Genomic DNA, 23024 nt, shown 5'->3' on the forward strand with positions numbered 1-23024 from the left:
CGAGCGAAGGTCGAGCAGTGTTGATGCGCCGTAACGGGGGCGTTATTGCAGGTGAACGGCTGCTGTGATCATCTAGCGGCGGCGCAGGGTGGTCGCGTGGAGGGGGTTGCCCTGGCATGACCGGCGAACTGTCGATCAACGAACGCTACCTTCTTGGGCAGATATCCGGATGCCTGATACCGGCAGGCTACCGGCGCCAACTCATGAGATGACGTCTTAGCGCGCGTACCGTGTCAGCTCGTCCAGGTGGCGCGCGACGACCAGCCTCGCCCGGTCGGGCGTGAGGGCGTCGGGCCGCATGGCGATGTGCACCGCGAGGCCGTCGAGCAGCGCGTGGAGGCGGTCGGTCTCCAACTCCACGTCCAGATCCGCCACCTGGCCGGCGAGCCCCTCGACCAGCCGGCGGCACCCGCCCCGCAGGACGTCGTAGCCCTGGTTGTGGACCGCCCGCAGTTCGGGGTCCACCTGCGCGCGCGCAGTGAAGGCCAGCCACACCTCGTTCTCAGCGGCGCGTTCGGGGTCCAGCGGCAGCAGTTCCAACAGGACGCGCTCGGCGCGGCGGCGCGGATCGGGTTCTGACGGCAACGCCGCGATCCGCGCCTCGATCCGTTCGATGACCGCGCGCAGGGTGAAGGACAGCAGCTCAGCCTGGGACGCGAAGTAGTGCCGCAGCGACCCCATCGACAGGCCGGCCTCCTGCGCCACGTTGCGGACCGAGGCCGCCGCCAGACCGTCGCGGCGGACGACCCGCCACACCGCCTCCACCACATCGGCCCTGCGCTGTTCGGGATCCACCTTCACCATCTCCCTTTTCTAGCACAGCCGTGCTACTTTGTGTTTTAGCACGACTGTGCTACCTAAGGAGGAAGAGCATGGCTCGTCTCCCCGCGGGCTCGCGCCCCGCCCGCATCACGCTCGCCGTCACCGCCGCCATCGTCGTGCCGGCCGGTGCCGTCCTCACCACGGGTGGCGCGCTCCAGGCGGACGCCGGCGGCCGCTTCGGCACCGCCGAGCACCGCTTCACCACGCCGACCGCGGCCCTGAAGACCGACGAGATCGATGTCCGCGCGGACACGGCCCGTCCGGCGGATCCCGAACCCGACGCAGGCGAACTGGCGCAGGTCCGGATCGTGGTGCGCCCCGCCGACCCGCGCACCCGGCTGTTCGTCGGCATCGGACCGAAGCAGGAGGTCGACGCCTACCTGCGCACCGTCGCGCACGACGAGTTCGCCTCCGCGGGCCTCTCTCCGTTCCGGGCGGCCTTCACCCGGCACCCGGGCGCCGCCCGCGCAGCATCCGCACCCGCGCACCAGCCGTTCTGGGTAGCCGCGTCCTCAGGAGCAGGCGTTCGGACGCTGAACTGGAACAAGACACACGGCACCTGGTCGGTCACAGTGATGCGCCTGGACGGCTACCCCGGCCTCGACGTCCACGCCTCCGTCGGGCTCCGCTTCGCCTTCCTCTTTCCGTCCGGCCTGACCCTCCTCGCCGCCGGAGCGCTGATGCTCCTCTACATCCCCCTATCCCGCCGCACCCCCCACCGGCCGCCGCCCAGTGCCCCGACCGCGAACGCTCCGGCCACCCCCGCCCGCCCACGGCACGACACCCACGACAACCTGTGACACCACTCCGCTGGACGCGACCGAGGCAGTCGCCTGCTGCCAGCGAGTTCACTAGCGGATGATCTTGCTCGGGGCGGTCGTGGTGGGGCTGGTGAGGTGGGCTTGGGGGTCGGGTCAGCCGAGTTTTGGGGTGGTGCGGTCGATGATCGGGGCGAGGTCGAGGCCGGGTGGGAGGGTGCCGAAGGCGGTGCCCCAGTCGCCGGCGAGGCGGGTGGTGCAGAAGGCGTCGGCGACGGCGGGGTGGCCGTGGCGGACGAGGAGGGATGCCTGCAGGGCCAGTGCCATGCGTTCGACGATGCGGCGGGCGCGGAGTTCGATGGTGTCCAGGTCGCCGAGGGACGTCTTGATCTCGCGCACGGCCGTGTCGAGGCGGGCGTCGGCGCCGGCGGCGCGTTCGACCTCGGCGAAGTACGCCTCGACGGTCTGCGGCTCCTTCGCCATGGCCCGCAGGACGTCCAGTGCCGCGACGTTGCCGGAGCCCTCCCAGGCTCAGCCGAGTTGTTGATTTTAAGATATAATCACTGGTAGTCATATCTTTCAATCACGCACGATGGTGGCTGATGCGGGGCTGTCTCAGGCAGTCCGCTAGCCGGTTCGCTAACTCGTTCTCTGGTCGAGAGGAGGAGTCGATGCGACAACCGTACGTAGTCAGGAAGGTCAGCAAGCGCACCGGGGCAACCCGGTACACAGGGATGTACTACGACACGACCGGGGCACCCCGGTCGGCCGGCACCTACGACGAGGAACTGGAAGCCCTGACTGCGGCGCGCCGGGAGCAGAGCAGGGGCGAGGGCGGCGTCCTGGGGGAGATGACGCTGGCGCAGAGGCGTGCGATGACGTTCGAGGAGTTCTGGCCGATCTTCCAGCGGCATCACCGGGTCGAGCCGAACACGATGCAGACCTACTTCGGGACTTGGATCAATCACGTCCGTCCTTACCTGAAGGCCGACCGGGTGGCGTCTTTCGACACTGGCCGCGCCATTCAGTACTTCACCTGGCTGACCGAGGCAGGGCGGACGGTGAACACGCGGCGGTCCTGCCGGAAGGTGCTCTCGGCGATGATCGGCCTGTCGATCCTGCTGGGCTATCGCAGCGACAACCCTGTCCGGGGGTTGAACGTCGGTAAGCAGTCTGCGCACAAGAACATCAAAGTGATCAACGAGACGGTGTTCTGGGAGCTGTGCAGCAAGCTGCCGCTGCCGACGCAGCGGTTGTTCGCCGAGTACATCATCTCCACCGGGGTTCGCTTCTGCGAGGCGATCTCCCTTCAGGAGGGGGATCTGGATTACGACACCGGCATGCTGAAGGTCTGTCGGTCGACTGTGGAGGTGGCGAAGCAGTTCCATCCGACCGGAGGCCGGTTCGTGACCCGCCCCTACACCAAGAACGGCGAGCACCGCCGATTCAAGGTCGGCAGGCCGCTGGTGGAGAAGATCCGGGCCCACGTCCAAGAACACGGGATGAAACCCGGTGACCTGGTCTTTCCGGTGCGGTTGTTCATGCCGGACACGGCTTGGGTCAACCTCCCGCGTTGCACCGAAGAGGAGATGCAGGCCGCCGCGATGACGACCTTCGTCTCACCGGTCACCGGTTCGCGGGTCACGCACACCAAGACCAGCACTTATCGCAAGCACGGCTGCCGGTGTAGGCCGTGCGTGCAGGCGTATCGGGACTACCGGTCGGCGTATCGGGTGCAGGCGATGGCCCGCAAAGGCAAGGTCGCTCGCCAGCGGGTCCGCCGGGACGGCAACGACTACCTGGCGCCCAGCGAATGGAGCACCATCTGGATCCCGGCCCGCGAGGCCGTCGGTGTCGATGTGACCCCGTACCAACTGCGCCACTCCCACGCCTCCCTCCTGCTGGCACACGGCGTTCCACTACCGGACGTTCAGGCCCGGCTGGGCCACAACGATCTGACCTCCACCACCCACTACGTATGGGCCCTGGCTGAGGAGAGCGAGGCCGCAGCAACCACAATGAACGTGCTGCTGGGCTACGAGGCCAAGCAACCCGACCCGCAAGAGGCGATGATGGCGCGCATGGAAGCCATGATGAACCGCATGCAAGCCATGATCGCCCCTCCCCTCGCCCGCCAGATCGCAGCCGAAAACTCCACAGCCCGTCCAGACCTACACCTAGTCACCGACACCCTCACCGCCATGCAAATCCCCACCGGCAATTGACAGCAAGCACATGAGCAGCGGAAGGGCGTCGGACCGCCTGCCGAAGCACACCGCCGATGCTCATCCGCGGCCCGGCGAGGGCGAGTCGCAGGATGGTCTGGAGGTCTAGTTCGCTGCCGAACTGGTCAAGAAGGCCAGGGTCGAGGGGTGGCTGCCAACAGTGATGATGCTCGCCCAGCCAGGCGCGTTGTTGGCGGCTCCGCGCGGACCGCTCTCACGTTGTCGGTGCTGGCTGGGTGTGGCGGCGCTTGCTGCAGTGGGCGTTCGAGCGGCCCGTCCCTGGACGTCATATCATCCAAGCGTGATGTCAGTTCAGACTGATGTGTTGGGGCTGCTGGCCGACCCGCTGCGTGCGCAGATCGTGGCGCTACTGGCTGAAGAGTCGTTGTGCAACTGCCACCTCGTTGAAAGCCACCATGAGGCGGCGGTCGCCGGTGACGGTGTCGAGCCGGGGTCGTAGCGGACCTTGGCCAGCACCGGGTACATCATCACCAGCAAGCCCAGCGCGATCGGCAGCGAGATCCCGCCGGCCTCGACCTCGGCCAGCGCATCGTCAAGGCCGGGGACGGCGCGTCCGAGCCCGAGGCCGAGTACCATCGCGGCGGTGATTCAGACCGGCAGGAACCGGTTGAGGGAACATCGTTGGAAATCGGGGGTGACCAGGCCCGATCCGTGCCCGCAAGCAAACATCGAGCAGACAGGGGGACAGAACGGGGCGAATCGGGCGGCCGGCAAACCGGGACGGTCTCGCTTTGTCCTGGTCAGGGGTGGTGGGTCGCGTGGGACTCGAACCCACAACCTACGGATTAAAGTCGGCTGCTCTCGTATCAGAACAGTGCTCTCTCCGCGCCTACCTCACCCGCTAATTGCTGCGCATCCCGCACCACTGCGACAGTCACTCACTTGGGACCGCGGCCGCGAGATGGCCGAGCACGCGGCGTTGGCCGCTGACACGGGAATGCGGTCTACTTCTGCCACAAACGCAGCCCCTGGGAACGCGGACCAACGAGAACACCAACCGGCTCCTGCGGCTGTACATGCCGAGGGACGCGACCTCCGGAAGCTGGATCAGACTGACCTGACCTGGATCGCCGCCGAACTCAACAACCGCCCACGGCGTACTCTGGGCTACTGGTCCCTGGCAGAGGTCTACGCTGACTTCCTGACCTGCGGTGATGTGCAGATCATTTGAGACCGCCATGGGTTCTCGACACCCGGGTTGCGGCGGAGGCTTCAGCGCGCTACGGCTTTACCACGGTGGTGAACCACAGTGAGATGGCCATGAGCACGCCGAGCGTCGCAGTGAAGGTTCCGAAGCCGTGCAGCACAGTTCTCCGCATGGGCGTGGCCGAGTCCTTGAAAATCATCGCTCCCGTGATGCCGCTGAGGATGCTGAAGAGCAGCATGAGTCCAAGCACCAGGAGCCCGGTAGTCGCGTCCACTGGCTTACCCTCTCTCTGGTCGAGAGGGCCATCGGCACGACTCAGCTCGACCAGGTTGTCGCCTGGTTGAACCGAGTTCGCCCACCCGGATCGAACGTCGATCGTGTACGCCAGGGTCTCGGCCACGAGTACCTCCCTGCCTCCGCTACCGGGTGGCATTTGGAGGAGGGTGCCCTTCTTTGGCGAACATCAGGATCGTACGCGTGCTGTGTGCACATTGGCCAGCGGATCTCGGCAGCCGTCTTCGCTGATCTGCCTTGGGCGTTCCGTGCTGCTCGGATCAAGCGTCGTTCTCGATAGGACACGGGTGTTCAGGCGCCGCCCCGGGTACCAGGTGGTGCCTCCTGGGCAGTGGGCCGTCGGCAGGCGATTTAGTACCGGCGGATTCCGGTGGACGGGGCGTCGTGCGGGCACGACGCCACAACGGATCGGGCGCCGGCCTGCGGCCGGCTACTGGCCCTCGCCGGTCGCGCATCGCGGGGCGGCGGCCAGGCGGTCCAGCACGGTCACAAGGGGTGCGGGCAGGCCGTCCCAGTCCAACTCAACGGCAGTCTTCGACGGTGTCGCGGACGGGAAGGCGGGCGGTGGCCCGCCATTCGGCGCGGCTGCCGCCGTAGGTCTCGCGGGTGATGGTCTCGGTGATCGGGCCGGTACCGGGTGCGGGACGGCAGCGAGTGCGACCTGCACGAGGCGGCCCCTGTGTGACCCCGGCGGGCGGCCGTCGACGCCTGAGCAGAGGAGGTGTAAGGGAACCTCACGTTCCTGGCTGATGTCAAGGGCGCTTATCGGCAGGCAGTACCGCGAGGGGATCTTCACGTTCTGGGCGACCCGCGGTGGCGATTGTGGTGGTGAGTGCTAGCGCGAGTTCTACCAGATCGGCGCCGTCCGGTCCTCGCGTCGTCGTCTAGTGCACCCCTTGATCATCCCTTGAGCTGTTGTGAACGTCGTCCTTCACGAGGATCGTCATCTCGGTCGCGGACGTCGCGGAACTCATGAAGCTCATCCTCTTGATACTGGTGGTCGTGCCGCTGATGGGCGCGATGGGCGCCGCGAACTTCTTCGTCGGGATGCTCGTGGTGCGCAGCGGCGTGGTGGACATCGTGAAGGTGCTTGGCAGTTACGTCCTGCCGGACGGCGCGGTGACGGTCCCGCCTCGTCGATATCTTCGCCGACATGACCGGCGACGGCCCGCTGGACCACCTGGTGGCCGCCGCTGTCGCGGCCTGCAGGGCGGCCAAGTCGTCGAGTTGCCCGGCAACTCGGCCACCACGGTGTCTCGACTGCTAACTAACTTGTGAAGGTTGGCGTGACTGCTGCTGGCCGTGGACGAGGCGCCAAGCCGTCGTCCAGCGGCGTTGCTCAGTCTTGTTTTCACCGCATCCTTTGATGATCCCGATTACGTAGGGGAGGCGAAGCGGCGTGCCCAGGTCACCGCAGAGAATCTCGGCGGCAGTGGCGTGGGAGAGTGCGCCGTCGGATTCCCGGGCGACCGTGTTCGGACCCCGGAAGTTGTGGCCTGCCCCCAGGATGTCAGCACGAGGCCCGGCCAGGTAGCTACTGGCCGGGCCTCGTTGCGTTACGGCAGCGGGTAGCTAGGCGGGGTGTCGCCGCGGCGAGGCTGGCGCAGGCACCAGTGAGTCGTGTGGGTCGGCCAGTTCGGCATTGGGCTTATCCGCCAGACAACTGGTCCAGGCACCAACGGATGCCAGCGGACACGATGCCCTGAAGGGCGTGGCCCGCCAGCATCCGCGTCCACGATCGACCCGGCTCACCTTCCGTCGCGACCGCGACCGCGTCCGCGGACGCGGACGCGACGGAGGACGAGATCGGGACGTCGTCCTGTACTGGCGCAGCGGAGGCCGGCTCCCGCCCTTGCCCGTGGTGCTCGCGGTACTCGGACTTGATGATCTCGATGCTAGTAGTCATCGGTTCCCAACCCGTCGATCTCCAGGGGCGCAGATTGGCCCTCCCGTCCACAGTCGGGAAGCGGCGGTTGTTGCCAGAAGAGGAAAGATGCTTCTTGCCATCAGTCGGCAAGAATGGGGCGAACGGGGGCTTGGCAACGGAGGTACCGATGGCATCAGTGAACGGCGGCTCGGCGTCTCGACGCGGCGGGCGGCGGCGCGAGCCCCTAGCGGTGTCGCTGCCGCCTCCGGTCGCCCGCTGGGCTACCGCCTTCCGCGAACTGATCGACCGGTTCGGCACCGATGCGACCGCGGCCGAAAAACTGCACTACACGCCTGGCACGATGTCGCGGTTCCTCAGCGGCAACCGCCTACCCCCGCGGGAACTGATCGACACGGTCCTCGGCAACCTCGCAGACCTCGGTCACTCCTTCGATGAGGACGAACGGGAGCACGTGCACAAGCTCTTCATGGCCGCGGCGCAGGCCAAGAACCCCACCACGTATGGGCGGTACGTCCTAGTGGACGAACGCAACATCGCCATCGACCGCGCCGACCGGCTGCATTCCCAGCGGGTGGAACTCGGGGTTGACCTAGCCGAGTTGGTCCAGGAACGAAACCGCCTGGAGACCGAGCTCGCGGCAATGCGGAATGCGCATGCCGCCGAACGCCAGGAGTGGCAGGACCGCGTCGTTACCGCGGACCGCGACGTCGGGAAGCTGCGAGAACAACTTTCCGAACTGGAGACGGTCCACCAACGCGTTCGCGCCGATATCCAACGCATGTCCACTCGGCTGCAGAACATGGCCGAAACAGAGATCGCCGAGCAGACCGGGCTGCAGCAGACAGTGCGGCGCCTGCACTCAGATCTGGCCCGCGAGCGGAGCTGGGCGGATTTCCTGGTCCGGCAAACGGCGATGCCCAGCAGCGGGGGCGGAGACTCCGCGTGTATCTGACTCCTGATGAACGTGATCATCATGTGGAATCGCCGTGCTTCCGGTCAGCGTAGTCCGACTACAGTTCGACGTTGCACATGGCGTTGTACCGCCACCGGTCCACCGCGCGGATGTAGCCCAGCAGCATTGGGAGAGGACTCGGCCCATCGGCCGTGCCGGGCGATGACCGAGACCGGGTCACCACAGCACCGCCACCAAGCTCTGCGCCCCCGCCGACGGAACCTTGAAAAGCTACCTCGACGTTCGTGCCACCTAGCTAGCCGATGCCGGCAGCCAGGCGTTGCTCACCGGGGTGCGGATGCCGAGGATGAACGCGGCGATGCCAGCGAGGACGTGTACATCACCGAGTTGCACGGCGGGTTGATGTCGCTGAGTTGGGCAGGCAGTGTCATTTGCGTCCTGGTACTCGAACTCGGTCTGATCGAAGCGGATGGTGGGCACTCCCAAGCCGCTGAGAGCCCGGCAGTTCTTGTCCAGCGTTTCCGCATGCGCTCGTGGGAGGACCTGGCGCCGGTCGCTAGATCCCAGGTCCTCACGGTGCCCGCCGGAGGCGGGCAACTGACAAACATCGTGCTCATTGTGACGTTCCCGCCGGACAATCCGGCCCAAGCGGACAGCGCCGCGTCGTCCAAGGGCGATGAGACAATGATCACCGAAGGGCACGCGGAGCCGGGTCCTCGCCCTTGTGATTCGGTCTCGACGATGGCGCGCTCGTGCCGTGCTAGACCCTGCGGTACGCCGGGCGGCACGCTGCCCGCTCGAAACCCAAGCGTCCGGGCCGACCACCGACCGTCCGCTCCATCCGGTTGCTGGTACTGCGCCTGGTGCGGGAGAACCCGAGCTGCGGCTATCGCCGGGTCGGTGAGTTGCTGGTGCTCGGTGTCAAGGTGGCCGCCTCCACCCTCTGGGAGATCCTCAAGGACGCCGGCATCGACCCGGCGGCCGAGCGTTCCGCCACCACCTGGGCCGGGTTCTTGCGCTCGCAGGCCGAGGCGCTGCTGGCGCGCGACTTCCTGGAGACCGTGACCCTCACCGGCGCCCGCATGTACGTGCTGGCGGTCATCGAACACCACACCCGCCGCACCCGGGTTCTGGGCGCCACCGCACACCCGACCGCAGCGTGGGTGACCCAGGCGGCCCGGAACCTGGTCATGGACCTGGAAGACACCGGCCGCCGGGCACGGTTCCTGATCCGCGACCGAGGACGGCAAGTTCCCCGACCTGTTCGACACTGTCTTGGCCGATACCGGAATCCAGACAGTGCTGAGCGGGGTACGGACGCCGAGGATGAACGCGGTGATGGAGCGGTGGGTGCAGACCTGCCGCCGTGAGCTCCTGGACCGCACGTTGATCTGGAACCAGCGGCACCTGCTTCACGCGCTCCGTGAGTGCGAGACCTTCTACAACGAGCATCGCCCGCATCAGGGCATCGCCAACGCCCGCCCGCTGAAGCCGCTGCCTCCACCGATCATCGAACCGGGTGAGATCTTTCGCCTGGAAATTCGAAGAAGGCAACGGCTGGGCGGAATCCTCAACGAGTACGAGCATGCTGCTTGACCTGCGCGGACGTAGTTTTCGGCAAGCGCAGCGCTGCCGCCATTCATAGAAGCCGGACCGGAAAACCCAGTCATTCGCACATTCGGATGATAGTGGGGTTGGAGCCGTCGACACGCACGGAAAGGTTGGCGTGCTCCGCGTCGATGAATTCGAACCCCGAGGTCACCGTTGCTCTTTGGTGAAGTATGTCGCCGCTTTTTTCAAGAAAGCGATCTCCAGTTGTAGCTCGCAGATCTCGCGTTCCTGCTCTTTTAGTCGGCCACGCTCATCCACGGTCAACTCGGGCTGATCAACGGCATGCGCACGCCGGTACGCCTTCACCCAATTCGCCAAAGTGCCCGCGTTGATCAGGAGATCCTTCGCTACCTGCGAGACCGGCCGCGAAGTCTCGATCACCAGCTTCACTGCTTCCTCCCGATATTCCAGGAGAAGCTCCTCTTGGACGAGCAAATCACCACCTTTCCAGACCACTCCATTGTAGTGGGGTAACTGTCCGGAATCCTCGGGGCGCTTCACGTTGAGCCAGGTCGGCGGCCGCCGGGGGACGGAGCGAGGCGGTCCTGTGCGAGGTTTCCGTTGCATCTTCCGGGTAAGGCCCTCAACTGTCCGTGTCTGGGGGGAGCGGGTTGGCCGACGACAGCGTGGTGCGCGTGGTGTTGCGTGCTGATCCCGGATTGCCGTTGGAGATCGTCCGGCAGATCGCCGAGTCGCTGGCCGACGACCTGCGGGAACGCTCGGCGGCACCGGTGGACTGGGAAGTCGACGCCGGGCCCGGGGCCTTGACGGCCGACGAGCAGGTGGAGGCGGAACGCCTGGCGGATGTCCTAGCCGGTCAGTTCCCAGATGGAGCCTACGACATTGCCGTGTTCGTGACCGATCTCCCGCGCCGTCGGGGAACTCAGCCGATTCTGGCGGAAGTGAGCAGAGGAGAAAAGCTTGCCTTGTTGTCGCTTCCCGCGCTTGGCTGGTTCCATCGGGCGAGTCGGGCTCGCCGCGGTGTGGTGGATCTGGTCACGCTGGTCTGCGACGGGACGCCGCCGAGGTTCGCACAGGAGTACACCGTCCAACGGGCTGATCCCGGTCATCGGTCTGAGCAGCGGTTCGTGACGCCGGGGTTGCTGGGCCGGTTCCGGCTGCTGGCCGGGATGATCCGAGCGAACCGGCCCTGGCGGCTCTTCGCTGGCTTGTCCAAGGCGCTGGCCGGAGTGTTGGCTACTGCGGCGTTCGCGGTGGTCAACGCCACCGTCTGGAAGATCACCGATGCGCTCGGTCCGATCCGGCAGGCGGTCCTGGCGGTGCTGGCGGTTGCGGCCTTGCTGGCGTGGCTGATCATCGACCATCGGTTGTGGGAACGCCCGGACGACGTCATCAATCGCCAGCGTGCCAAGCTGTACAACGCTGTCACTCTGGCTACGTTGCTGATCGGTGTGCTGTGCCTTTATGGGGCCGTTTTCGTGCTGACGATCGTGCTGGTGCCCGTGATACTGACCGGGAGCACGTTACGGTCCAGCCTTGACCACGGGGCCGAGTGGGGCTTCTATTTGTCGATGGCCTGGCTCACCACGTCCATGGCCACGGCCGGTGGTGCGCTCGGATCGGGGCTGGAGGACGAGTCGGCCGTGCGCGACTCCGCGTATGGGATCCGTCAACGCAGCCGCCTGGAACAGCAGAGGAAGGGTAACACCCCATGATGGGCAGGTGACGACCGCGGCGGCGAACAGAGCATGGCCGAGGTTGGCGCGGATCCGCGCTGGGAGGGGCCGCGTCCACGTGCGAGGCTCTACATCCCCCGACTGAACTTCTTGGACAGGCGGAGGCGGAATTTCCCTGTTCATTGCAGTAGGCCAGCATTGCCGTCGTCCGTGGGCGGTAGGCCGTGGTGATGGAGAGCCTGCCGATGTATCCGCCGATGCTGGCCGTGCTGGGGGGACTGCCGGCCAAGGAAGGCTGGGCGGCCGAGTTGAAGTGGGACGGAGTCCGCGCGGTCGCCTATGTCCGCGACGGGCGGTTGCAGTTGATGTCGCGCAACGACAAGGACATCACCGTCGCCTGGCCCGAACTCGCCCCGCTCGCCGCCGCGGTCGACGTGCCGGTGGTACTGGACGGGGAGATCGTGGCATTCGGACCGGACGGCAGGCCGTCCTTCAAGGCGCTCGGCCCGCGGATGCACTTGCGCCAGCCAGACCGCATCCAGGCTCTGGCCCGGTCCAACCCCGTCTCTTACATGATCTTCGATGTGCTGCACCGTGGCGATGAGTCGCAGATCGCCCTGCCCTACGCGGAGAGGCGCCGGGTTCTCCAGGGGCTCGGGCTGGACGGGCCGCGCTGGAAGACGACCGATTCCCACGACGACGTCGCGACGGCCTTCGCCGAGTCGTCCCGTCTCGGCATGGAGGGCGTGGTCTCCAAGCGCGTCGACTCCCCGTACCGGCCGGGGAAACGGCACCGGGACTGGACCAAGACGAAGAACTTCCGGACCCAGGAAGTGGTCGTCGTCGGCTGGAAGCCCGGGGAGGGCCGCCGCTCCGACCGGATCGGCGCGCTTCTGCTGGCCGTCAACGATGAGCGTGGACGGCTGAGATACGCCGGCCATGTCGGTACCGGCTTCACCGAGGCGATCTTGGACGACCTCGCCGAGCGCCTCGCGCCGCTGCGGCAGGACGACCCGCCGGTTTCCGACGTACCGCCTCAGCATGCGCGGGACGCCCGCTGGGTGCGGCCGGAGCTGGTCGGTGAGGTCGTCTTCGCGGAGTGGACCGGCGATGACCGGCTGCGGCACCCGAGCTGGCGGGGAGTCCGCACGGACAAGGACCCCGGCGAGGTCCGCCGCGAATAGGCCGGCGCGGCCGGACGGCGGTCACTCCGGGTTCTCGTAGCGGACGTTCAGCTCATCGTCGGCGACGGTGATGTGGATGGTCGCACCGTTCCGGACGTCACCTGCGATGAGCGCGCGACCGAGGCGGGTCTCGACCTCGCGGGCGATGAAGCGTCTGAGCGGGCGGGCGCCGTACACCGGATCGAAGCCCTGCTCGGCGATCAGCCGCCGGGCGTCCTCGTCGATCGACAGGCGCATCTGCCGGTCGGCGAGCCGGGCGCGGAGGTCATTGAACATGAGGTCGACTACCTGCTCGATCTGCGGCAGCGTGAGCGGCTTGAACAGGATGATGTCGTCGACCCGGTTGAGGAACTCGGGACGGAAATGTCGGCGCAGCTCGCCCATCACCCGGGCGCGGGCGTCCGGCTCGATGTCACCCTCCGGGGTGACGCCCTGCAGCAGATGCTCCGACCCGATGTTGGACGTCATGATGATCACGGTGTTGCGGAAGTCGACGGTGCGGCCTTGCGCGTCGGTCAGGCGGCCGTCGTCGAGAACTTGCAGCAGTGTGTTGAAGACGTCGCCGTGCGCTTTCTCGATCTCGTCGAACAGCACGACCGAGTAGGGCTTGCGCCGGACCGCCTCGGTGAGCTGGCCGCCCTCCTCGTATCCCACGTAGCCGGGGGGTGCGCCGACCAGTCGGCTGACGGTGTGCCGCTCCTGGTATTCGCTCATGTCGATACGGACCATGTTTTCCTCAGTGTCGAACAGGGCTGCGGCCAGAGTGCGGGCGAGTTCGGTCTTGCCGACGCCGGTGGGGCCGAGGAAGACGAACGAGCCGATGGGGCGGCGTGGGTCCTTGATGCCCGAGCGGGCGCGGATGATGGCGTCGGACACCAGCTGGACGGCCTCGTCCTGCCCGACCACGCGCTCGTGCAGAACCTTGTCGAGCCTGAGCAGCTTGTCCCGTTCGCCCTCCTGCAGACGGCTCAGCGGGATGCCGGTCCAGCGGGAGACGATCGCCGCGATCTCCTCCTCGGTCACGACCTCGCGCAGCAGCCGACTCCCGTTCTGCTTGTCGGCCAGCCGCTCCTCCTCGGCGCGCAGCCGCCGCTCCAGTTCGGGCAGCCGGCCGTGCCGCAGCTCCGCGGCACGGTTGAGGTCGTAGTCGCGCTCGGCCCGATCGGCTTCCTGCCTGACCTGTTCGATCTCCTGGCGCAGCGTCTGCACCTTGCGGAGCGTCTGGCGTTCGGCCTCCCACTGAGCGCGCATGGAGTCGGCCTCGGCACGCAGCCCGGTCAGTTCGTTGCGGAGTTTCTCCAGGCGGTCCTTGCTCGCCGCGTCCTCCTCCTTGGACAGCGCGGCCTCCTCGATCTCCAGCCGCATGACGCGGCGGGTGAGCTCGTCCAGCGGCGCTGGCATCGAGTCGATCTCGGTGCGCAGCATGGCGCACGCCTCGTCGACCAGGTCGATGGCCTTGTCCGGCAGGAACCGGTCGGAGATGTAGCGGTGGCTGAGCGTCACGGCGGCCACCAGTGCGGCGTCCTGGATCTTCACGCCGTGGAAGACCTCAAGGCGTTCGCGCAGGCCGCGCAGGATGGAGACGGTGTCCTCCACGGTCGGCTCGTCGACCAGGACGGGCTGGAAGCGGCGCTCCAGGGCCGCGTCCTTCTCGACGTGCTTGCGGTACTCCTCCACCGTGGTGGCGCCGATCATGTGGAGTTCGCCGCGGGCGAGCATCGGCTTGAGCATGTTGCCGGCGTCCATGGCCCCTTCGGTGGAGCCTGCGCCGACGACGTTGTGGAGCTCGTCGACGAACAGCAGGATCCGGCCCTCGGCCGCCTTGACCTCGTTGAGGACGGCGGTGAGGCGTTCCTCGAACTCGCCCCGGTACTTGGCGCCCGCGACGAGCGAGCCCATGTCCAGATTGAAGATCGTCTTGTCGCGGAGGCCCTCGGGGACGTCGCCGTCGGTGATGCGCCGGGCGAGTCCCTCGACGATGGCGGTCTTGCCGACGCCGGGATCGCCGATCAGCACCGGATTGTTCTTGGTCTTGCGGGACAGGATCTGGACGACACGGCGGATCTCGGAGTCGCGGCCGATGACGGGGTCGAGCTTGCCCGCCGCGGCGTCGGCCACCAGGTCCCGGCCGTACTTCTCCAGGGCCTCGTAGGCGACCTCGGGCATGGCGGACGTCACCCGCTGGTGGCCGCGGATCCGGGTGAGGGCCTCCAGGAAGGAGTCCCTGGTGACGCCCTGACGGTCCAGCAGTCGTCCCGCGGCCGTCGCCGAGCCCTCCTCCAGCAGGGCTATGACCAGGTGCTCGACGGAGACATAGTCGTCCTTCAGCCGTTCGGCCTCCTGCTGGGCGGTGTCGAGCAGACGGGAGAGCCTCTGGGTCACCAGGACCTTGCCGGGTTCGGTGCCCGGGCCGCTCACGCTCGGGCGGCGTCCCAGCTCGGCTTCTAGCGCCTCGCGCAGCCGTGCCGGATCGGCCTTCGCCTCGGTGAGCAGCCGCGGGACTAGCCCGCCGGCCTGGTCGAGCAGCGCGAGTAGCAGGTGCTCGCCGTCCACTTCGACGTGTCCGAAGCGCACGGCCTTGGTCTGGGCGTCGTGCAGGGCTTCTTGGGATTTCTGGGTCAGGCGGTTGGGATCCACGTTCGGCCTCCGGTGTGGTGTTGGGCGCGCAGTTCCCGCTCGAGTTCGGCGATGCGGTCGAGTAGTTCGACGACGAGTCCCAGCGCGGCGTAGTTGAGGCAGAGCCCCGTCCGCAGGCGCTCGAGGCGTGCGTACGCCTCGACTTGCGCGGGCGGGAACCAGAGTCGGCCGGATCGGTCGCGGTGGGGTTCCAGCAGGCCGAGACGCACCAGCCGGCGTACCAGTTCGGGATGGGCTCCCGCGGCATCGGCGAAGGTGTCGAGGTCCATCCACCGCGGACGGGTCGGGACGATGGCGTAAACCGTGCCGGGCATCAGATGCTCCATCACGATCTCCTCGGGTCGAACGGCGACGCCGAGGCGAGATCCTCGAACAGCCGGCGTTCCGTTTCGGACGGCTCAGGCGGCACCACGATCCGGACCTCGGCGAACAGGTCACCCGGGGCGCCGCGGGGGTTGGGCAGCCCGCGGCCGCGCAGCCGGAGCCGCCGCCCGCTGGACGTGCCCGGGGGCACCTTCACCTTGGCCTCGCCGCCAGGTGTCCGCAGTCCCACGGTGGTGCCGAGGGCGGCCTCCCATGGAGCGAGCGGGAGATCGGTGTACACATCACGCCCCTCGAGGCGGTAGCGGGGGTGCGGAGCGATCCGCACCACCAGGTATAGGTCCCCAGCGGTGTCCCCGCTCCCGCCCTGGCCGGCCACCCGGATGCGCTGCCCGTCGGTCACACCGGCGGGAACGGTGACGTCGAGGTTCCGCCTGCCCTCTGGTCGTTGGAGGGTGATGGTGCGTCTGGTCCCCTGGTACGCCTCCTCGACGCTGATCTCGATCTCGGCTTCCTGATCGGCGCCGCGCGAGGGCGACCAGGCGGACCAGCCGCCGCCCCGCCGGCGGCCGCCGAAGATTCCGCCGAAGAGCTCCTCCAGGTCGATGTCCTCGCCGAACCCGCCGGTGTAGCCGCCTGCCGTGGCGTAGGGCCCGGCACGGCCCGCGCCGGCGGCGGCACCCGCACGGGTGCGCGCCCACATGTCCGGGTCGACGTCCTCCGGAACCCGCCGGAAGTCGGGCCCGAAGGCGTCGTAGCGGCGGCGCTGCTCGGGATCGGACAGGATGGCGTAGGCCTCGGAGACGTCCTTGAACTTCTCTTCGGCTCCGGGGTCTTTGTTGATGTCGGGGTGATAGGCGCGGGCGAGTTTGCGGTAGGCGCGCTGGATCTCGTCCTGCTCGGCGTCCCGGGGGACGCCGAGCACCTCGTACGGATCTTGGACGGCCATCAGTCACCGGCCCTGGCCGATACCGACACCAGCGCCGGACGCAACTGGTTCTCGTCGTCGCCGTAGCCCGGCTGGTGCACCTCGACCACCGTGCCGGGGGGCACGTCGGTGTCGGTGCGCACGCCGACCGCCGAGTGCCGGGCCGGGTCGAACGGAGCTCCCACCTCATCGCGGCGCGGATAGCCAAGGTCGCGCAGCGTCGCCACCGCGCGGTCCCGGACGCTGCGAACACCCTCGATGACGCTCGCCGGGTCTGCCTCGGCGTGCTCGAGCGCGCGTTCCAGGTCGTCGAGAACGGGCAGCCACGCCGCGGTGACCTCGGCCCGCTGGGCACGGCGCTGCGCCTCCAGTTCACGCGTCATGCGCTTACGCAGGTTGTCGAGATCGGCGGCCGCGCGCCGCCAGAGGTCCTCGAGTTCCTCGACCCGCGCTCTGAGCCGCTCGACCTCTTCGGGTTCCGGGCCGGATGCCTCGGCGGCGCCTTCCCGTTCCGGATGCTCCAGTGGCCGGTCCTGGTCGGCCGACTGCCCGGTCTGCTCATTCCGTGGTGAATTCTGCGTCGATGACATCGTCGTCCGAGCCTTCCGTCTTGGCCCCAGCGGGACGCTCGCCGGCGCCCGCTCCAGTGGTCGTCCCCAGGCCGTGCAGGATCTGCTGGAGTTCGGAGGTGAGCGTGCGCAGCCGGTCCAGCGGCGCCTCCTCCTTGACGGCCTGCCGGGCGTCCTCCATCAGCCCCTCGGCCCGCGCCTTCTCGTGCACGGGGACCGTGTCACCGAGTTCGCCGAGCCGGCGTTCGACCTGGTAGACGGCGGAGTCCAGCTCGTTGCGCGCATCCACCTGCGCGCGCAGCCGGGCGTCCTCCTGCCGGTGCTGCTCCGCATCGGCGATCATGCGCTCGACCTCGCTCTCGTCGAGATTCGAGCTCTGGCTGATCGTGATGCGCTGCTCGGCGCCAGTGTCCTGGTCGCGCGCGGAGACGTTGAGGATGCCGTTGGCGTCGATGTCGAACGTCACCTCGATCTGCGGTTCGCCGCGCGGTGCGGGGCGGATGTTCTCCAGCCGGAAGCGGCCGAGCACCCGGTTGTCGGCGGCGCGTTCCCGTTCGCCCTGCAGGACCACGATGTCCACCGCGTTCTGATTGTCTTCGGCGGTGCTGAACGTCTCGGTCCGGCGGGCGGGGATGGTGGTGTTGCGCTCGATGATCTTGGTCATCACCCCGCCCATGGTCTCCACGCCGAGCGACAGGGGGGTGACGTCCAGCAGCAGGACGTCCTTGACCTCGCCCTTGAGGACGCCGGCCTGGATCGCGGCGCCCAGCGCCACGACCTCGTCGGGATTGACGGACATGTTGGGGTCCTTGCCGCCGGTCAGTCGGCGGACGAGGCTCTGCACGGCGGGGATCCGGGTGGACCCGCCCACCATGATGACCTCGTCGATGTCGTCGGCGGTGACCTTGGCATCGCTCATCGCCCGTTCCACCGGGCCGACGCAGCGCTCGATCAGGTCTGCGGTGATCTGCTCGAACACCGAGCGCATCAGCGAGGTGTTGAGGTGTTTCGGGCCGCTGGCGTCGGCCGTGATGAACGGCAGGCTGATCTGTGTCTGGGTCACCGTGGACAATTCGACCTTGGCCTTCTCGGCGGCCTCGAACAGCCGCTGCAGGGCCTGGGGGTCCGCGCGGAGGTCGATTCCGTTCTCCCGCTGGAAGTCGTCGGCGAGGTGGTCGACGATCCGGCGGTCGAAGTCGTCGCCGCCGAGGTGGCCGTCACCGGAGGTGGCGCGGACCTCCACCACGTCGCCCCCGATGTTCAGCAGGCTGACGTCGAACGTGCCGCCGCCCAGGTCGAAGACCAGCACGGTCTCGTCGGCCTTCTTGTCGAGACCGTAGGCCAGTGCCGCCGCCGTGGGCTCGTTGATGATGCGCAGGACCTCGAGCCCGGCGATCTTCCCCGCGTCGCTCGTCGCCTGCCGCTGGGCGTCGTTGAAGTAGGCGGGCACGGTGATGACCGCCTCGGTGACCTTCTCGCCGAGGGACTTTCCGGCGTCGTCCGCCAGTTTGCGCAGTACCTGGGCCGAGATCTCCTCCGGCGCGTACTGCTTGCCCCGCACGTCGAATCGGGCCGTCCCGTCCGGCCCGGCGACCACGTCGAAGGAGACGGCGTCCTTCTCGCTCTCGATCTCGTCGTAACGTCGCCCGATGAAGCGCTTCGCGGACGTGATGGTGCCTTTCGGGTTCAGGATCGCCTGCCGCCGGGCCAGCTGGCCGACCAACCTCTCGCCCTGTTCGGTGAAGGCCACCACGGACGGGGTGGTGCGTGCCCCTTCCGCGTTCGGGAGGACCCGGGGTTCGCCGCCTTCCGTCGCCGCGATGACCGAGTTGGTGGTGCCGAGGTCTATACCGACTGCTCTACCCATCAGTTTCCTTCCGATGGCTCTCACCGCGCGTTCCGGCGAGATGGCGTACACCGTTGCCGGAGGTGGGCAACGCCTTCACCACCGACGCTCCGTCATCAGTGGGCCCGGCACATCCACCGACCGTGTAGGTCCGCGCCCGCCGCCCGCTGCGGGGAGTCTGGGAGGCGCCGTGAACGGAAGGCGACCAGGCGGGCGGGCGGCACGCGGCTTCACACCCCGCCGGTGCGGGAGGGCCGCCTCGTGGCGCGAGCCGGGCCTGCAAGATCTGACGATGTGACGGTTCCCGCGGACGGCGAGGCTGCAAGGAGGTTCTTCCGCAGGGACGGGAGAGGACAGGGAAGGTGTTTCCATGGCCGTAATGGGGATCAGCAGGTTCGAGCGCTTCTTTCGTGCCGCCGCCGGGCTGGACGTCGATAAGAGTGATCTGCGGCGCTACCACGAGTTCCTCGACGCCAAGCTGTACGACCTCCTCCTCATCGGACAGGCGGCGGCGAAGGCGAGCGGGCGCGACATCATCGAGCCGTTCGACCTGCCGATCACGAAGGGCCTGCAGGAGAGCATCCATCGGTTCCGCCGGTTGGACGAGGAGATCCAGGTCGAGCCGATCCTGGAGTTGCTGGCGAGGCGGCCGCCGCTGGACCTCGCAGTTCGCGATGTCACGGATGAGAAGCTTCCCGAGATCGCGGGCGGTCTGTCCTACGCGCTGTCGCAGGCCTTCCGGATCGTGTTCCCGGACCGGCACAACCCGCAGACCGCGCAGTGGGAGCGGGTGCAGCGCATCTTCGACCTGCTCCTGTGATCCGGACCCCCAGCTCACCCGCCTTTGTCCAATCTTGACCTGACCGGCCCAAGACGGGGCGGAGTCGCGTCGACGCCCGCGCATCCCTGACGGGATCCGGGGCACTGTGCCTGCATGGACGGCAGGCCGCGGATGCGGGGCGCGACCTTCGGTCGCCAACCGGAACGAGCGAGCATCGATGAGTTGCTCACGCGTGCCGACGGCCCGAGAGCCATCCTCGTCGAGGGGGAGCCGGGCCTGGGGCGGACCCGCCTGCTGGAGGAGGCCGCGCGGAGGGCCGCCGACGAAGGCTTCGCTGTGGTGGTCGCGGACACGGCCCCTGAACTGCGCCGGTCCGCGAGCCTGGAGTCGCTGCTGTCGGCACTCCGCGAGCCCGGGCCGCCTCCGCGGCAGACCGGCGGGCAGGACCGCCCGGCCGAGCGGTTGTGGGCCGCGCTGGAGCGGCGGGCCCGCTCCACCTCGTTGCTGGTCGTACTGGACGATCTCCAATGGGCCGATCTCGCGACGCTTCACGCGCTGCAGACGCTGCCGATCCGGCTCGCCACCTCCCCCGTGCGCTGGATTCTCGCGCGCCGCAGCGGCTGCGGCGGGGCCGAACTCGACCGGCTGTTCCTCCGCTTGCAGGCCGGCGGCGCCGTCTTGCTCCAGCTCCGCTCACTGACCGGCGAGGCAGTCTCCGACCTGGTCACCGCCGCCTTGGGCGCGTCCCCGGACCCCGGCCTGCGCGCGCTGGCGGAGGGGGCGGGCGGCAATCCGCTGCTGCTCGTCGAGCTGACGAATGGACTGCTGGACGAGGGCGGGGTGGAGATCTCCCAGGGCCACGCTCGTCTCGTCACCTCCCGGCTGCCGGAGCGGGTCCATCTCGTCGTCCAGGGCCGCCTGGACGGCCTGGATCCGGCGGCCCGGCGGCTCCTTGAGCTTGCGGCGATGCTGGGGCCCGCGTTCCATCCCCTGGTCGCCGCCGATCTGCTCGGCACCACTCCCTCCGACCTCCTGCCGGCACTGGAGGCGATACTGGCGACCGGGGTGCTGGTAGCGCACGAAGAGGCACTGGTGTTCCGGCACGACCTGGTGCGCGAATCCGTGATCACGAGTATTCCCGCTCCCGTCCGGCAGGCGCTGCACGTGCAGATCGGCAGGACCCTGCTGGAGCACGGTGGCCGGGCGGAGGCCGCGGCGACCCACCTCATGGCTGGGGCCGTACCAGGCGTCCCGGAGGTCCTCCAGAGCCTGGACCGGGCGAGCGCAGAGTTGCTCGGCGCTTCCCCGACGGTCGCCGCAGAGCTGACCCGCCGGGCGCTGGACCTCACCGAACCCGCCGACCCGCGGCGGTTCGCGCGCACGATGACGGCGATGCGGACCCTGGTCGCCGCCGGTGACCTGCGGGGAGCCGCGGATCTCGCGGAGGCCGCGCTCGACCAGTGCGGGTCCGGTCCGTCCATCGCCGAACTGCTGACCGCGCTGTCCTTCGTACTGGTGCCGATGGGCCAGGCCGCCAGGGCGTCGGACACGGCCAAGGCCGTGCTGGACATGCCGGACCTGTCGGGCGAGGTACGCGACCGCGCCGAACTGGCCCTCCTGCAGGCCGAGGCCGGGCCGCGGATGGGCGAGGGGGTGCTGGACCGGGCGAAAGCGATCGTCAAGGCGGGCGACGAGCCCGGCTGCGGCCTGGTGACCGGGGCGCTCATCGTCCTCGCCATGAACGCCTGGGACGAGGGCGATCTGGCCGGTGCGCTCGAATTCACGCGGGCCGGCGTGCGGCAGGCGTTCAACGACGGCGTGGACGAGTGTCGGCTCCACCCCAGCCTGATCCTGGCCTCGTTCCTGGTGGACGTCAGGCACATGGACGAGGCACGACAGGCGATGCTGCCCGGGACCGGGGGGACGGACGGGATCGGGCGGGACGGCTGGGCGGCCGGGCCCGGGATCGTGCGATCACGCATCCACCTCGGGGAGGGGCGGCCGGAGGAGGCGATCCACGAGGCGAGATCGGCTCTGGAGTTGGCCGCTGCGGGCGGGGCGGACCTCCTGGCCGCCTGCGCCCGGTCCGAGTTGTCCATCGCGGCGCTGCGCTCCGGCGATCTCGGGACGGCCACCGAGCACGGCCTCGGCGGGGCGGGCGCGGGCGATCCGGCGCCCCCTCCCTTCAACCTGACCCGAAGCGAGTTGGTCCGGGCACAGGTGACCGAGGCGTGCGATGGCCCGCGGGCCGCCCTGCCCGGACTGAGCCGCCTCCTCGACGGTCTGGCGAAGCACAACCAGGTGCTGACCTGCGATCCGACGGCGGCGGCCTGGCTGGTTCGGACGGCGGTCGCGGCGGGTGAGCCCGGAGCGGCGGAGGATGTCGTCGCGGCGGCCGAGCGGCTCGCCGAGACGAACCCGGGGCTGCCCAGCCTGGCCGCCGCCGGCGAGCACGCCCGCGGGTTGCTGCACGGCGATCCGGATCTCCTGCGGAGCGCGGCCGCACAGCACGCCGACCGTTGGGCGCGCGCCTCCGCCTATGAGGACCTCGGCGTGCTGCTGGGCGGGGCGGACGGCTCGCGCGGCCGGACGATCCGATGTCTCGACGAGGCTCTCTCCTGTTACACGGCGGCCGGTGCCGAGCGCGACGCCGCCCGGATCCGCAAGCGCCTGCGGCGGATGGGGGAACGCCGGCGGCACTGGAACCACCGCAAGCGGACCGCGACAGGCTGGGGCAGCCTGACGGGAACCGAGCAGCGGATCTCCTTGCTCGTCGCCCAAGGGCTCACCAACCAGCGCGTCGCCGACCAGTTGTTCATCAGCGTCCACACGGTCGCGTTCCACCTGCGCCAGATCTTCCGAAAACTCAACGTCCGTTCGCGCGTCGAACTGGCACGGCAGGTCCTCGAACATGCCGACGGCCCTCCCCGAAGCGAACCCCAGAGATGATCCCGACGAGCGAACACAGACCGAGGCCCCTGTGGCCCGCAGACCGGCTAGACCGGAATGAGCGGACGCAGGTCCCGGGAGATGCTGGACTTGATGTCCTCCCATTCGCCTTCTGTGACATAGTGGCGCAGCGCCTGCAGGACGGTGGACACCAGCCGTTCCATGCCGCCGTCAGCCTCATAGGGGAAGCCGCGCCGAACGCTCTGCAGGAACCGTTCCCGGTCCATCTTCACCGGTACCCGGCTGGGGTCCCAGCCCTCGTAGTACACGCCGCGGACCAGCAACGGAAGCTGGGCGGCCAGATGGGCACATTCGTCCACGGTCAGCCGGTCCCGCAACGTGTGCATTACGGCTCGCAGCGCGTCATAGGACTTGGTCCGCTGATCCTTTGACCAGCCGTATGCATGCTCGATCTCTGCCAGCACGCGGTTCGTCTTGTCGATGGTCTTGTCGAAGGTCGAGAATCCCGTTGCGCTCATGTCGGCATACCTTC

The 23024-nt window shown here is 68.3% G+C and carries 20 protein-coding genes and 1 pseudogene; 10 read left to right on the forward strand and 11 right to left on the reverse strand.

What is annotated here, in order from left to right:
* Window positions 1-216: 216 nt before the first annotated feature.
* Window positions 217-804 (reverse strand): TetR/AcrR family transcriptional regulator, encoded by a 588-nt coding sequence (locus tag ACGFI1_RS11265; protein WP_392784783.1) that lies wholly within the window; start codon window positions 802-804, stop codon window positions 217-219.
* 68 nt (window positions 805-872) lie between these two features.
* On the opposite strand from ACGFI1_RS11265, the gene ACGFI1_RS11270 reads away from it, so the two are divergent.
* Window positions 873-1622 carry a hypothetical protein gene (locus tag ACGFI1_RS11270; protein ID WP_387079098.1) on the forward strand — a complete coding sequence of 250 codons (750 nt, stop codon included), beginning with the start codon at window positions 873-875 and terminating at the stop codon, window positions 1620-1622.
* Window positions 1623-1736: 114 nt separating this feature from the next.
* On the opposite strand, the gene ACGFI1_RS11275 is transcribed toward ACGFI1_RS11270, so the two are convergent.
* The gene (locus tag ACGFI1_RS11275) at window positions 1737-2063 is read right to left on the reverse strand and encodes a hypothetical protein (protein ID WP_392784784.1); all 327 of its coding nucleotides are present in this window, start codon (window positions 2061-2063) and stop codon (window positions 1737-1739) included.
* Between the two features lie 188 nt (window positions 2064-2251).
* Here ACGFI1_RS11275 and ACGFI1_RS11280 point away from each other — a divergent pair, with 188 nt between their 5' ends.
* Entirely contained in the window at window positions 2252-3805 is a 1554-nt protein-coding gene (locus tag ACGFI1_RS11280) for a tyrosine-type recombinase/integrase (RefSeq protein WP_392784786.1), read from the forward strand.
* Between the two features lie 409 nt (window positions 3806-4214).
* Here the strand turns inward: ACGFI1_RS11280 and ACGFI1_RS11285 are convergent.
* Window positions 4215-4402: pseudogene (locus tag ACGFI1_RS11285) on the reverse strand (ACR3 family arsenite efflux transporter); the annotation flags it as partial.
* A 644-nt stretch (window positions 4403-5046) separates the two neighbouring features.
* Window positions 5047-5373, reverse strand: a complete 327-nt coding sequence (locus ACGFI1_RS11290) for a hypothetical protein (protein ID WP_392784788.1) — start codon at window positions 5371-5373, stop codon at window positions 5047-5049.
* A gap of 866 nt (window positions 5374-6239) precedes the next feature.
* On the opposite strand from ACGFI1_RS11290, the gene ACGFI1_RS11295 reads away from it, so the two are divergent.
* From ACGFI1_RS11295 to ACGFI1_RS11310, 4 genes are all read left to right on the forward strand, one after another.
* Window positions 6240-6545 carry a hypothetical protein gene (locus ACGFI1_RS11295; protein ID WP_392784790.1) on the forward strand — a complete coding sequence of 102 codons (306 nt, stop codon included), beginning with the start codon at window positions 6240-6242 and terminating at the stop codon, window positions 6543-6545.
* A 776-nt stretch (window positions 6546-7321) separates the two neighbouring features.
* Window positions 7322-8107 carry a hypothetical protein gene (locus tag ACGFI1_RS11300; RefSeq protein ID WP_392784792.1) on the forward strand — a complete coding sequence of 262 codons (786 nt, stop codon included), beginning with the start codon at window positions 7322-7324 and terminating at the stop codon, window positions 8105-8107.
* 806 nt (window positions 8108-8913) lie between these two features.
* A complete protein-coding gene (locus ACGFI1_RS11305; protein ID WP_392784794.1) occupies window positions 8914-9438 on the forward strand; it encodes a hypothetical protein in 525 nt (174 codons plus the stop codon).
* Window positions 9395-9664: an integrase core domain-containing protein gene (locus tag ACGFI1_RS11310; RefSeq protein ID WP_392784796.1), complete on the forward strand. Its 270-nt coding sequence runs from the start codon at window positions 9395-9397 to the stop codon at window positions 9662-9664. The genes ACGFI1_RS11305 and ACGFI1_RS11310 overlap by 44 nt, the downstream gene beginning before the upstream one ends.
* A 162-nt stretch (window positions 9665-9826) precedes the next feature.
* Here the strand turns inward: ACGFI1_RS11310 and ACGFI1_RS11315 are convergent, their stop codons facing one another.
* On the reverse strand, window positions 9827-10180 hold the full coding sequence (locus ACGFI1_RS11315) for a transposase (RefSeq protein ID WP_392784798.1): 354 nt from the start codon (window positions 10178-10180) through the stop codon (window positions 9827-9829).
* 110 nt (window positions 10181-10290) lie between these two features.
* On the opposite strand from ACGFI1_RS11315, the gene ACGFI1_RS11320 reads away from it, so the two are divergent.
* Both ACGFI1_RS11320 and ligD read left to right on the forward strand, forming a co-directional pair.
* Complete coding sequence (locus tag ACGFI1_RS11320; protein ID WP_392784800.1) at window positions 10291-11355, forward strand: hypothetical protein; 1065 nt, start codon at window positions 10291-10293, stop codon at window positions 11353-11355.
* Between the two features lie 191 nt (window positions 11356-11546).
* Entirely contained in the window at window positions 11547-12500 is a 954-nt protein-coding gene (gene ligD, locus ACGFI1_RS11325; RefSeq protein ID WP_392784802.1) for a non-homologous end-joining DNA ligase, read from the forward strand.
* A 21-nt stretch (window positions 12501-12521) separates the two neighbouring features.
* Here ligD and clpB read toward each other — a convergent pair whose 3' ends face one another.
* Genes clpB through dnaK form a run of 5 tightly spaced genes read right to left on the reverse strand, consistent with a single transcriptional unit; the run spans window position 12522 to window position 18822 of the window.
* A complete protein-coding gene (gene clpB / locus ACGFI1_RS11330; protein WP_392784804.1) occupies window positions 12522-15137 on the reverse strand; it encodes an ATP-dependent chaperone ClpB in 2616 nt (871 codons plus the stop codon).
* On the reverse strand, window positions 15119-15463 hold the full coding sequence (locus ACGFI1_RS11335) for a chaperone modulator CbpM (protein ID WP_392784806.1): 345 nt from the start codon (window positions 15461-15463) through the stop codon (window positions 15119-15121). Before ACGFI1_RS11335 ends, clpB begins: the two co-directional genes overlap by 19 nt.
* Window positions 15463-16407, reverse strand: a complete 945-nt coding sequence (locus tag ACGFI1_RS11340) for a DnaJ C-terminal domain-containing protein (protein WP_392784808.1) — start codon at window positions 16405-16407, stop codon at window positions 15463-15465. Before ACGFI1_RS11340 ends, ACGFI1_RS11335 begins: the two co-directional genes overlap by 1 nt.
* Window positions 16407-16976: a nucleotide exchange factor GrpE gene (locus tag ACGFI1_RS11345; RefSeq protein WP_392784810.1), complete on the reverse strand. Its 570-nt coding sequence runs from the start codon at window positions 16974-16976 to the stop codon at window positions 16407-16409. The genes ACGFI1_RS11340 and ACGFI1_RS11345 overlap by 1 nt, the downstream gene beginning before the upstream one ends.
* Entirely contained in the window at window positions 16945-18822 is a 1878-nt protein-coding gene (gene dnaK, locus ACGFI1_RS11350; protein WP_392784812.1) for a molecular chaperone DnaK, read from the reverse strand. Before dnaK ends, ACGFI1_RS11345 begins: the two co-directional genes overlap by 32 nt.
* 349 nt (window positions 18823-19171) lie before the next feature.
* Here dnaK and ACGFI1_RS11355 point away from each other — a divergent pair, with 349 nt between their 5' ends.
* Together ACGFI1_RS11355 and ACGFI1_RS11360 are read left to right on the forward strand one after the other, a co-directional pair.
* Window positions 19172-19621, forward strand: a complete 450-nt coding sequence (locus ACGFI1_RS11355; protein ID WP_392784814.1) for a DUF1931 family protein — start codon at window positions 19172-19174, stop codon at window positions 19619-19621.
* Window positions 19622-19753: 132 nt separating this feature from the next.
* Entirely contained in the window at window positions 19754-22531 is a 2778-nt protein-coding gene (locus ACGFI1_RS11360; RefSeq protein ID WP_392785526.1) for an ATP-binding protein, read from the forward strand.
* A 47-nt stretch (window positions 22532-22578) separates the two neighbouring features.
* Here the strand turns inward: ACGFI1_RS11360 and ACGFI1_RS11365 are convergent, their stop codons facing one another.
* Window positions 22579-23010 carry a DUF2267 domain-containing protein gene (locus tag ACGFI1_RS11365; protein ID WP_392784816.1) on the reverse strand — a complete coding sequence of 144 codons (432 nt, stop codon included), beginning with the start codon at window positions 23008-23010 and terminating at the stop codon, window positions 22579-22581.
* Window positions 23011-23024 lie beyond the last annotated feature (14 nt).

It is taken from the genome of Actinomadura geliboluensis, from assembly GCF_043197915.1.
Taxonomy (GTDB): Bacteria; Actinomycetota; Actinomycetes; order Streptosporangiales; family Streptosporangiaceae; genus Spirillospora; species Spirillospora geliboluensis.